This window comes from Glycomyces algeriensis (assembly GCF_027622855.1).
Classification (GTDB): Bacteria; Actinomycetota; Actinomycetes; order Mycobacteriales; family Micromonosporaceae; genus Glycomyces; species Glycomyces algeriensis.
On the sequence record NZ_JAPZVR010000012.1, the window covers coordinates 1 to 11,292 of the forward strand.

An 11,292-nucleotide genomic window follows, 5' to 3' on the forward strand; every position below is an offset into this window, starting at 1 on the left:
CCGTACGCCGCGCAGCCGCAGGCCGCCGCGGCACCGCCCTACCCGGGCGACGCCGTCGGCGCCGCGCCGCGCCCGGCCGAGCACACGCACCACACGCAGGTCCTGCAGGGCACTCCCGCGCCGGCGCCCGCCGGGGCCCCGCACATGGCCGCCCCCGCCTGGCAGCCCGGCGGGCCCGTCCCGCCCGTGTACCACCAGCCCGGCGCGCCGGTCGGCCCGCCGCCGCGGCCCCGCGGCCGCGGCAGGCTCGTCGCCGGTGCACTCGTCCTCGCCCTGATCGCGGGCGGCGCCGGCGGCGTCGCCGGATGGTTCATCGGCAGCGGCGACGGCGGCACCACCACCGTCCAGTCCGTCTCGATGGACGCCGGGCAGGGCATGACCTACACGGAGATCGTGAACAAGGTCAGCCCCTCGGTCGTCACCATCGTGACCGACGCCGCCGAAGGCTCCGGCGTCGTCTACTCCGAGGACGGCTACATCGTCACCAACAACCACGTCGTCGACGGCGCGCAGTCCGTGGAGGTCCGCTTCTCCGACGGCACCACCGCCGCCGCGAGCATCGTGGCCACCGACGCCACCCAGGACCTCGCCGTCATCCAAGTGGACGGCGCGGACGACCTGACGCCGGTCACCTTCGCGGACTCCGCCGCCGTGCAGGTCGGCGACGTCGCCGTCGCGATCGGCTCGCCGCTCGGCCTCGAAGGCACCGTCACCACCGGCATCGTCTCGGCCCTCGACCGGTCCATGACCGTCTCCGGCGAGCAGGGCGGCGCGGGCCAGTCCAGCTCGACCCTGAGCGGCCTCATCCAGACCGACGCGGCCATCAACTCCGGCAACTCCGGCGGCGCGCTCGTCAACGGCGACGGCGAGCTCATCGGCATCAACACCGCCATCGCCACCACCGACTCCGGCTCGATCGGCCTCGGCTTCTCGATCCCGTCCAACACCGTGAAGGACACCGTCGAGCAGCTGATCCAGAACGGCTCGGTCGAGCAGGGCTACCTCGGGGTCTCGGTGGCGAACACCGACGGCAACGGGGCGATGGTCCTCAGCGTCGAACCCGACTCGCCGGCCGCGGCGGCCGGGCTCCAGGAGGGCGACGTGATCACCGCGATCGACGGGACCCCCGTCACCACCGCGACCGAAGTGGTCGCCGCCGTGCAGGGCACCTCCTCGGGCACCGAGGTCGCCATCACCTACATGCGCGACCAGCAGGAGGCCGAGACCACGGCCACCCTCGACGCCTCCTAGGGGCTCGAGAAGCACAGGAGCCTAGGCGCAGGGGTATTCCCGCGCCGCAGGGTTACTGAGCACCTAGACGCCGGCTGGCACGAACGCGGCCCCGAGCCTGAGGCTCGGGGCCGTGGACGTGCTCAGGGGCCGCTGAGCACGCGTCTGTTCTCACCGCGGCGTCGTGGCGCCGTGTCGCGATCACAACGCCACGACACGCTTCCGCGAGCTGGCGCGCGGTCCGGGCCGCTTCAGCGACCTCGCCTTGCGACACGCCGGTGCGCAGTCCGGGCCGCCCCCGCGCCCCAGGGTCACTGCGCGGCGGTGCTCCCGCTCGACTCGAGCGCGGCGCGGACCGGGCGCAGCTGCGGCGGGGCCTCACCGGTGTCGATCCACTCCGCGAGGCGGTCGCGGTCGACGATGAGGACGCCCAGCTGCGCGGCGACGGCCTCGTTCCGTGCGGCGTGGTGCATCCAGTGCAGGTTCGCGTTCGTGATGAGGACGCCCGCGTCGCAGTCCCAGCGGGCCTTGATCTCCCCGCCGAGGATCTGGACGTGGCGGTTGCCGTTGCGCCGCCGCATCGTCTTGTCGTCCTTCTTGGCGCGCACGATGATGCGCTGGCCGTTGTTGAAGGTCACGACGAAGTTGCAGCCGAGGTCGTTCTTGCGGTGGCCGAACTTCTTGACGCGCTTGGCGTCCAGGCCGACCAGGAGCTGCCCCGCCATGGCGTCGAACGCCGGGATGTTCATCTTGTCGACGCTGCGCATGAGGGCCTGGCGCTCGACCGCGACCGCCCGGTCGCGGTGCTCGTGCCCACGGCTGCGGAACAGGATCCAGCCCGCGAGTGCGGTGCCGCCCAACAGGATCGCGATGGAGGCGAACCATGCCCAGTGGTCGGCTATGAATCCGAGAACGAAGTACCCGAGGATGAGAGCGGCGATTCCCGCTCCGGCTCGAAGGATCACGGACATGGCGGCCTCCACTGGGTTAGAGGGCTCGGCAGATTTACGGCTCCCCGGCCGCCGCGAGGCGCCGGCGATATGTCGCCTGTGATGTCGTAGTGCATGGCTCGCAAGCGTCGCCATGACTTTGAGTATCCGTTACCGTTCGCTCACGCGTAAGGCCTATGTCCGGTACCCGACAGCTTGGCGCGGCATCCTGCATGTGCGGCCCGTCCCGACACGCTCACCGAGCCCGCGCCCCGCCGCCGGTGGTGGGGGATACTGGCCGGATGTCGACATCTTCAACGGGCGTTTTGGTGCTTCTCGGTGCGCCCCTGGGAAATCCAGAGGACGCCTCGTCTCGGCTCCGGACCGAGCTGGCCCGCGCCGACGTCATCGCCGCAGAGGATACCCGGCGGCTTCGGCGGCTCCTCAGTGAACTGGATGTCGTTCCCACCGCCTCGATCACGTCGTATTTCGAGGCGAACGAAGCGGGTCGAACGACGACCCTCATCGAACAATTGTACGACGGAAAGCGGGTCGCCGTCATCACCGACGGCGGCATGCCCTCCGTCTCCGACCCCGGTTTCCGGCTGGTCAAAGCCGCGATCGACGCCGGCATCGCGATCACCTGCGCGCCGGGCGCGAGCGCGGTGACGACCGCGCTGGCGCTCTCGGGGATGCCGTGCGACCGGTTCTGCTTCGAGGGCTTCGCGCCGCGCAAGGACGGCGAGCGGCGGCGGCTGTTCGGCGAACTCGCCGAGGAGAAGCGCACGATGGTGTTCTTCGAGTCGCCGCGGCGCACCGAGGACACCCTGCGGGCCATGGCCGCGGCCTTCGGCGACGACCGCCCCGCGGCGCTCTGCCGGGAACTCACCAAGACCCACGAGGAGATCCGCCGCGGCGGACTCGCCGAACTCGCCGAGGGCGCGCAGGCCGACCCGCCGCGCGGCGAAGTGACTTTGGTGGTCTCGGGCTGGACCGGCCCGGACGCGAGCGAGGCCACGCCGGAGGCGATGGCCGCAGCCGTGGCCGCCCTGGAGGCCAAGGGCACCGACCGCAAACTCGCGATGAAAGAAGTCGCCGTCCGCTACGGCGTCAGCCGGCGCGACGTCTACGACGCGGTGCTGAAGACGGACTGAGCGACATCACGCGGTAGCCAAAGGCTCTCATATCCGCTAATAAGCGGATATATACCCCCTAAGGGACCCCTGGCGCAAAAGTACTCCCGGGGTCCGACAATCCAGGTTCGAACACGATGTGAGCGAAGCTCAGAGCTCGTCGAACTTGAAGGTCTTCCAGGAGAAGAGCGCCACGACCGCCGCGAACGCGGCCAGGAAGCCGATCTGCGGGAGCACCGCCGACGGCGGCTCCCCGTAGACCACCACCGACTGCAGCGCCTCGTTCAGGTACCGCATCGGCGAAGCGTACGAGATCCACTGCACCCACTCCGGCGAGAGCGCCAGCGGGTAGAACGCGCCCGACACGAACGCCATCGGCATCGTCACCAGGTTGCTCAGCCCGGCCGCGGCCGGGCTCGTCTGCGCGATCCCGCCGATCACCACGCCTATCGCCAGGAACGCGAGCGTCCCCAGCAGCACCAGCGGCGCCGCGAACCACGTCCACGCCGAAAGCTCGAGCCCGAAGCCCAACGCTGCCACCGCGAGGAACACCGCGGTCTGGCCCAGCGCCACCGCGAGCATGACCGAGACCTTCGCACCCAGGAACGTCCGCACCGACGCGGGCGTCAGCCGCAGGCGCCGCAGCAGCTTGTCGCGCTTCCAGTCCACGATCGTGCCCGCCGCGCCGAACACGCCCGAGATCGCGATGCCCCACGCGAGGATCCCCGGCGCCAGGTACTGGATCGGCTTGAGCGAACCGCCGTCCGCCGCCTCGACCTCGGTGATCAGCGGCGGCTCCTCGCCGGCCACCAGCGAGAGGATCTCGAGGTTCTGCCCGTTCACGTACGACGTGATCTTCTCTTCCGCGATCGAACCGGCGGTCGCGCTCGTCGCCGATGGGTAGATCCGGACGACCGTGCCCGCCCCGGAGCCCTCCACGACGACCACCGCGTCCGCGTCGCCGTCGCGCATCGCGTCCAGCGCCGTCTCGAGGTCCGACTGCTCACTGATCGCGAAATCGCCCGGCTCCGCGTCAGCGAACACCTGCGCGTCGCCCACCACGATCAACCGGGAGGCCGCGTCATCGGTCGAACCGAACACGCTCGCCAGCAGCACCATGAACATCAACGGCAGCAGCAGCGTGAAGAACACCTGGCTGCGGTCGCGCAGCCAGCCCCGCCCGAGCGCCTTCACGAGGCTCAGGAACGGCCCGGTCCGGGTGCGCGCGGCGGTCCCGCCGGTCACCTCCACCGTCTCGATGCTCATCCGCGCCACTCCCGTCCGGTCACGTGCAAGAAGACGTCCTCAAGGTTCGCCGTGCGCACTGACAGGCCCTCCAAGGCCCCGTCCGAGGCCAGCGCGGTCAGCAGCTTGCGCGGGTCGCGCGTCTCGAACACGACCGCGGCCTCACTCGCGGCCACGGCCTCACCGGCCGCGAGCTCCTGGACGCGTTCGCCGGTGAGCTGCCCGGCCGCCACCGTCACCCTGGTCGGGGCGTCGAGGCCCCGCACGAACCCGGCGGGGGAGTCGATCGCCCGGATCTTCCCGGCGTCCATGATGGCGACGCGGTCGCAGAGCGCCTCGGCCTCCTCCATGTAATGGGTCGTGAGCACCACGGTGCGGCCCTCGGCGTTGATGGAGCGCATGAGGTCCCACAGGTTGCGCCGCGCCTGCGGGTCGAGCGCGGCGGTCGGCTCGTCGAGGAACACCAGCTCGGGGTCGCCCACCAGCGCGCACGCGATGGAGAGACGCTGCTGCTGGCCGCCGGAGAGCTTCTCGCAGCGCATGTTCGCGTGCTCGGCGAGGCCCACGATCTCGAGCATCTCGGCCGCACGGGCCTTCCCGGCCCCGTACAACTCCGCGAACGTCTCGATCTGCTCGCGCGCCGTGAGGAATTCGAAGAACGCGGACGCCTGGAGCTGCACACCGAGCCGGCCCGTCAGCTCGGGGGAGTGGGGCCACGGGGAGCGGCCGAGGAGGCGCACGGTCCCGGAGTCGGGCTTGCGCAGGCCCTCCACGATCTCGAGGGTCGTGGTCTTCCCGGCCCCGTTCGGGCCGAGGATGCCGAAGAACTCGCCGCGTTCGACGCGGAAGCTCACGCCGTCGACCGCGCGGACCTCACCGGTCCTGCGGCCGCGGTAGGTCTTGCGGAGGTCGGCGACCTCGATGGCGGCGTCCATAGCCGCTAACGCTATGCCATCGGCCTTTGTGACCGGGTTCTCGCCTTACGGGTGTACGCGTCCCGTCCGCGTACGCCTGCCGCCGCAGACCCGACCCTTTCACACCCTCCGTAACAAGACCGTGAGCCGAACTTCATCGCACCGGCACAGGTGCCGCACAACCAGGCAACGCCGCTCGCGGAAGGTAGCGGCATGACAGCGACCCTGACGCAATCCGCACCCCCCGCCCGCAAAGGCTGGATCACCGACTGGCGCCCGGACGACGAGGCCTTCTGGCAGTCGACCGGCCGCAAGGTCGCCCGACGCAACCTGGTCTGGTCCGTGCTCGCCGAGCACCTGGGCTTCTCGGTGTGGACGATGTTCAGCATCATCACGCCGTTCCTGGCCGCGGCGGGCTACGACTTCACCACCAGCCAGCTGTTCTGGCTGACCGCCGTCCCCAACCTGGTCGGCGCGTTCCTGCGCATCCCCTACACCGCCGCAGTGGCGCTGTTCGGCGGCCGGAACTGGACCATCATCTCGGCGGCCCTGCTGGTCCTGCCCACCGCGCTCCTGGCGTACTGCGTGATGACACCGGGCACGCCCTACTGGATGTTCGTCCTCTCCGGCATCCTCGCCGGGTTCGGCGGCGGCAACTTCGCCTCCTCGATGGCCAACATCTCCTACTTCTACCCGGAACGCCACCGCGGCGCCGCCCTCGGCATCAACGCCGCCGGCGGCAACATCGGCGTCTCGGCCGTGCAATTCATCGGCCCGCTCGTCATCGGCCTCGCCATCTTCGGCACCTCCCAGGGGACGACGCCCGCCGGCAAGGAGTTCTTCCTGCACAACGTGCCGCTGCTGTGGCTCGTGCTCGGCGTCTTCGCCGCGATCATGGCCTGGCGGGCCATGGACAACCTCGCGGTCGCCCGCACCCCGCTGCGCGAGCAGCTCCCGGCGCTGACGCGCCGCCACACCTGGATAATGAGCGTCCTCTACATCGGCACGTTCGGGTCGTTCATCGGCTACTCGTTCGCCTTCCCCCTGGTCATCAAGATCGAGTTCCCCGAATTCCAGTCGCTGTGGATCGCCGCGCTCGGCCCGCTCGTCGGCTCGCTCGTGCGCCCCATCGGCGGCTGGTTCGCCGACCGGCTCGCCGGGGCGCCGATCACCAGCGGCGCGTTCATCCTCATGGGCGTCGGCGCGATGGGCGCCATCTGGGGCATCAACACCGGGTCGTTCGCCCTGTTCTTCACCTCGTTCATGCTGCTCTTCGCCATGAGCGGCATCGCCAACGGCTCCACCTACCGCTCCATCCCGGCCATCTTCCAGGCCGAGGCGGCCGCCGCCGCGGGCGGCAAGGCCAGCGAGACCGAGGTCGTGCAGGCCAAGAAGATCACGGCCGCCGCGCTCGGCTGGATCTCCGCGATCGGCGCCTTCGGCGGATTCCTCATCAACCAGGGCTTCCGCATCGCGAACGAGCAGACCGGTTCCGTCGTCCCCGCCATGTGGGCCTTCGTCGCCGCCTACGCCGTCTTCCTGGTCATCAACTGGTGGTGCTACCAGCGCACGGTCCTCGTCGAGAAGGCCCCCAGCCTCGCCTACGCGAAGGTCTGACCGAGACTCCCCACCGCGGCAGCGTCGCCGTCGAGCCACCGGCCCGCAATCGTCACTTACCGACGATTGCGGGCCACTTAGCATTCCGGAAACATTGCTCACGTGACGCCGAAACGACCCCCGGTCACACTCGCCGCATGACCGTTCGCGCCGCCCTCCCCGTCGTCCGCACCGCCGACACCCACTGCCCGTACTGCGCGCTGCAGTGCGGCATGCGGCTCGAGGAGGACACCGAAGGCAAGGTCACGGCCTCGCCCCGCGGCGGCGGCATGTGCAAGAAGGGCTGGACCGCACCCGAACTCCTCGACCACCCCGAGCGGCTCACCACCCCGCTGCTGCACGGCGAGCCCGTCTCCTGGGAGACCGCGCTCGACCACGTCGCCGACCGCATCAAAGCGGTCCAGGCCGAGCACGGAAAGGACGCCGTCGGCGTCTTCGGCGGCGGCGGCCTCACCAACGAGAAGGTCTACCAGCTCGGCAAGTGGACCCGCCTCGCCCTGGGCAGCAAGCACATCGACTACAACGGCCGATTCTGCATGTCCTCGGCTGCCGGCGCCCTCAACCGCTCCTTCGGCATCGACCGCGGCCTCCCCTTCCCGAAGGAGGACCTGCAGGACGCCGACGTCATCGTCCTCGTCGGCGCCAACCCCGCCGAGACCATGCCGCCGCTCATGCGATTCCTCACCGGCGCCGAGCTCATCGTCATCGACCCGCGCCGCACCGCCACCGCCGAGCAGGCCCAGCTGCACCTCCAGGCCGCCCCCGGCACCGACCTCGCGCTGGCGAACGGGCTGCTGCACATTGCGATCGAGCAGGGCTACCTCGACCACCAGTACATCAAGGCGCACACGAACGGCTTCGACGAGGTCCGCCAGACCGTCGCGGGCTACTGGCCGGCGTTCGTCGAGCGCATCACGGGCGTCAGCGTCCCGGACCTGTACGCCGCGGCGCGCCTGATGGCCGGCAAGAAGACGGCGATCCTCACCGCGCGCGGCTCCGAGCAGCACGCGAAGGGCGTCGACACCGTCACCGCCTGGATCAACCTCGCCCTCGCGCTCGGCCTGCCCGGCAAGCCGAGCTCCGGGTACGGCTGCATCACCGGCCAGGGCAACGGCCAGGGCGGGCGCGAGCACGGCCAGAAGGCCGACCAGCTCCCCGGCTACCGCATGATCACGGACCCGGCCGCGCGCGAGCACGTCGCCGCCGTCTGGGGCGTCGACCCGGAGATCCTGCCCGGCGCGGGCGTCTCCGCCGTCGAGCTGCTGCGCAAGTGCGGCGACGAGGTGAAGATGCTCTTCGTGCTCGGCTCCAACCCGGTGGTCTCGGCGCCCCGCGCGGCGCGCGTCGCCGACCGGCTCAAGGACCTCGACTGCCTGGTCTCGTTCGACTTCGTCATGTCCGAGACCGCCCGGCTCGCCGAAGTGGTGCTCCCGGTGACCCAGTGGGCTGAAGAGGACGGCACCATGACGAACCTCGAGGGCCGCATCATCCGCCGCAAGTCGCTGCGCGGCGCCCCCGACGGCGTGCACTCGGACCTGTGGATCATGAAGGAGCTCGCCGCGCGCCTCGACGCCCCCGGCGCCTACTCGACTGACCCCGAGGCCATCTTCGAGGAGCTCGGACGCGCCTCGGCCGGCGGCAAGGCCGACTACTCGGGCGTCTCCTATGAGCGCCTTGAGGACCGGACCTTCCAGTGGCCCGTGCCCGGCCCGGACCACGACGGCACCCCGCGCATGTTCGCCGACTTCAAGTTCGCGACCCCGGACGGGCGTGCCAAGTTCATCGCCGTCGACCACCGGCACCCGGCCGAGCGCCGCGACCGCTCCTACCCGCTGTACCTCACCACCGGGCGGGTCCTCACCCAGTACCAGTCGGGTGCGCAGACCCGTCTCATCGCGTCCCTCGACGGGCCCGACAGCGAGCAGTTCCTGCAGATCCACCCCGATACGGCTGTGCGCCACGGCATCGGCGAGGGAGACTCGGTCCGCATCACCTCCCGGCGCGGCTCCTACACGGCGCCCGCGCGCCTGACCGCGGACATCCGCCCGGACACGGTCTTCAGCCCGTTCCACTTCCCCGGCGCCGGCAACGCCAACGCCGCGGTTTCGGACGTGCTCGACCCGATCAGCCGCATGCCCGAGTTCAAGGTCTGCGCGGTCAAGATCGCCCCGGCCGCCCGGCCCTGACCCCTGCCTTTCGGCAGGGGCCCGGGCGCCGAATACCGGTCGAAAGACCTAGGAGCTTTGGTCGAAATACCCAGGGCAGCAACGATTGCAGGCGGCAGAGTTGATGGTGCGGGCCCGAACGGGGCCCGCACCACCGACCGATTGGAACTCGACGTTGCGACGCCACGCGAAACGACTCCTCCTCGGCGCCACCGCACTCGCGGTCACCGCCGGAGCGACCGGAGCCGCCATCTCCACCGCGCAAGCCGAAACCACCGAGCCGACCGAGACCGCCGCGGCACCCCTGTTCATCCCCGCGCCGGGCGGCGAGTTCGCCACCGGCACCACGCAACTCCACCTCGTCGACGAGGACCGGACCGACGTTTGGGTCCCCGAGGGGGACCGGGAGCTCATGGTCACCATGTGGTACCCGACCGCCGAGACGGAGGGCGCGACCGCGCCCTACATGACTCCTGAGGAAGGCGCACTGTTCGGCGCGCAGCTGCAGCTGCCCGGCGAACTCCTCGCCTCGATCGAGACGAACTCGGTGTCCGGCGCCGAACCGCTCGCCGACGACGGTTCACTACCGCTCGTGGTGCTCTCGCCCGGATTCTCCTTCCCCCGCGCCACCCTCACCGGCATGGCCGAAGAGCTCGCGAGCCAGGGGTACGCCGTGGCCGCGGTCGGCCACAACTACGAAGCGCCGATCACCTTCCCTGACGGCCGCACCACCGAATGCCTCGCCTGCCAAGACCTGGACGACAAGACCCTGGTGCCGAACCGCGCCGAAGATCTCTCCTTCGTCCTCGACGAACTCACCGGCGACGACGCGGCCTGGGAGGACGCCGGCATCATCGACGCCGAGCGCATCGTCGTGGGCGGCCACTCGATCGGCGGCGCGAGCAGCCACCGCGCCATGCACGCCGACGACCGCTTCGACGCCGGGTTCAACCTCGACGGCACCTTCTTCGCCCTCGACCCCCACAAGCTCGACCGCCCGTTCATGATGGTCGGCGGCGGCGACGACCACGGCGCGCCCGGCCAGGACGACACCTGGGACAAGGCCTGGAAGAAGCTCGACGACTGGAAGCGCTGGATCACCGTCTCCGGCACCACCCACAGCTCGATGACTGACTTCGGACCGCTCGGCGAGCAGGCTGGAATGAACCAGGACGACCTCGACGGCAACCGCAGCAACGAAATCGCTCGCGCCCTTGTCACCGGCTTCGTCGACACCCACCTCCGCGACGAACCCGCCGCGGTCCTCGACCCGAACGCGGACTGGCCCGAGCTGGTCTTCCACAACCCGTAAACATCAGTAGGAAACCGATAGGCCCGGTCGCGCACTTCGCGACCGGGTTCTTTCGTTGCCCCGACCGAGTTTGTTGGCCGATTAGGACTGGCCGACAGGGTAGTGGGCCCACTGGTTGCGACTGCTGCCCTGGCGGCTGTGGCGCGGGTGATCTGGGCGCTGACTCGATTGGTGAGTTACGCACTATTCCGGCCGGCCCGCTTGTGGTCGAGCAGGTTATGGGAGTGCGGGACCCGTGAAGGGGACGGGCCCCGCACCCCCGGTGAGGGGCGGTCCGGAGCGGGCGCTTTGCGGCCTCCGCTTGGCGCGGCTCCGGTGGTTCTCACAGGCGCCGCGGGCGAGTGCACTCGCCCGCGGACTTTGCTTGGCGGCTCGATCGATCCCTCTGTGCCGCCTTCCTGTGAGAACCGGAGTGAAGTTCCTGTTCGAGGAGGTCTTTTTGCTACTAACTACATCACCTTGGGTCAATAGTTGGCAACGGAAAGTTTTGCGGCTGTGGATAACTCGGAGTGATCGGGCATTTCCGCAGGTGAATCCCCTGTGGATAAGTTTCGGGCTGAGTTGTGTTTTCGGTGTCCGTGGCGGAGTGGCCGTGAAGGTGTGTTCGAGAGGTGCCATGCGAACCCTGAAACCGGGTGTTGGTGCTTCGCGGTTCCAGCTGCGACGCGTCGCAGCTGGAACCGCGGGGGCGCTTGGGGGGTCAGGAGCCGTTGGGGGGGTGCGGGGGGGGTTGGGGGTTGGAGGTGG

At 70.0% G+C, this 11,292-nt stretch carries 8 protein-coding genes; 5 read left to right on the forward strand and 3 right to left on the reverse strand.

What is annotated here, in order from left to right:
• Positions 1-1,251, forward strand: a 1,251-nt coding sequence (locus O2L52_RS18985) for a S1C family serine protease (RefSeq protein WP_270117453.1), incomplete at its 5' end; no start/stop codon positions are given.
• 290 nt (positions 1,252-1,541) lie between these two features.
• Here the strand turns inward: O2L52_RS18985 and O2L52_RS18990 are convergent.
• A complete protein-coding gene (locus O2L52_RS18990) occupies positions 1,542-2,201 on the reverse strand; it encodes a restriction endonuclease (RefSeq protein ID WP_270117455.1) in 660 nt (219 codons plus the stop codon).
• 260 nt (positions 2,202-2,461) lie between these two features.
• Here O2L52_RS18990 and rsmI point away from each other — a divergent pair, with 260 nt between their 5' ends.
• Entirely contained in the window at positions 2,462-3,313 is an 852-nt protein-coding gene (rsmI, locus tag O2L52_RS18995) for a 16S rRNA (cytidine(1402)-2'-O)-methyltransferase (protein WP_270117456.1), read from the forward strand.
• A gap of 129 nt (positions 3,314-3,442) precedes the next feature.
• Here the strand turns inward: rsmI and O2L52_RS19000 are convergent, their stop codons facing one another.
• Both O2L52_RS19000 and O2L52_RS19005 read right to left on the reverse strand, forming a co-directional pair.
• On the reverse strand, positions 3,443-4,558 hold the full coding sequence (locus tag O2L52_RS19000) for an ABC transporter permease (protein ID WP_270117458.1): 1,116 nt from the start codon (positions 4,556-4,558) through the stop codon (positions 3,443-3,445).
• Positions 4,555-5,472, reverse strand: a complete 918-nt coding sequence (locus O2L52_RS19005) for an ABC transporter ATP-binding protein (RefSeq protein WP_270117460.1) — start codon at positions 5,470-5,472, stop codon at positions 4,555-4,557. Before O2L52_RS19005 ends, O2L52_RS19000 begins: the two co-directional genes overlap by 4 nt.
• 192 nt (positions 5,473-5,664) lie before the next feature.
• On the opposite strand from O2L52_RS19005, the gene O2L52_RS19010 reads away from it, so the two are divergent.
• The 3 genes from O2L52_RS19010 to O2L52_RS19020 all read left to right on the forward strand — a co-directional run bounded on the left by O2L52_RS19010 (position 5,665) and on the right by O2L52_RS19020 (position 10,545).
• Positions 5,665-7,068, forward strand: coding sequence for an MFS transporter (locus O2L52_RS19010; RefSeq protein WP_270117461.1), 1,404 nt, complete (start codon positions 5,665-5,667; stop codon positions 7,066-7,068).
• 137 nt (positions 7,069-7,205) lie between these two features.
• On the forward strand, positions 7,206-9,254 hold the full coding sequence (locus tag O2L52_RS19015; RefSeq protein ID WP_270117462.1) for a molybdopterin oxidoreductase family protein: 2,049 nt from the start codon (positions 7,206-7,208) through the stop codon (positions 9,252-9,254).
• Positions 9,255-9,408: 154 nt separating this feature from the next.
• Complete coding sequence (locus tag O2L52_RS19020) at positions 9,409-10,545, forward strand: alpha/beta hydrolase family protein (protein ID WP_270117464.1); 1,137 nt, start codon at positions 9,409-9,411, stop codon at positions 10,543-10,545.
• The last annotated feature ends 747 nt before the right edge of the window (positions 10,546-11,292 follow it).

Excerpts from the sequence above, each read along its gene's own strand:
- O2L52_RS18990 (WP_270117455.1), bottom strand. The coding sequence starts at position 2,201 with ATGTCCGTGATCCTTCGAGCCGGAGCGGGAATCGCCGCTCTCATCCTC.
- rsmI (WP_270117456.1), top strand. The coding sequence starts at position 2,462 with ATGTCGACATCTTCAACGGGCGTTTTGGTGCTTCTCGGTGCGCCCCTG.
- O2L52_RS19000 (WP_270117458.1), bottom strand. The coding sequence starts at position 4,558 with ATGAGCATCGAGACGGTGGAGGTGACCGGCGGGACCGCCGCGCGCACC.
- O2L52_RS19005 (WP_270117460.1), bottom strand. The coding sequence starts at position 5,472 with ATGGACGCCGCCATCGAGGTCGCCGACCTCCGCAAGACCTACCGCGGC.
- O2L52_RS19010 (WP_270117461.1), top strand. The coding sequence starts at position 5,665 with ATGACAGCGACCCTGACGCAATCCGCACCCCCCGCCCGCAAAGGCTGG.
- O2L52_RS19015 (WP_270117462.1), top strand. The coding sequence starts at position 7,206 with ATGACCGTTCGCGCCGCCCTCCCCGTCGTCCGCACCGCCGACACCCAC.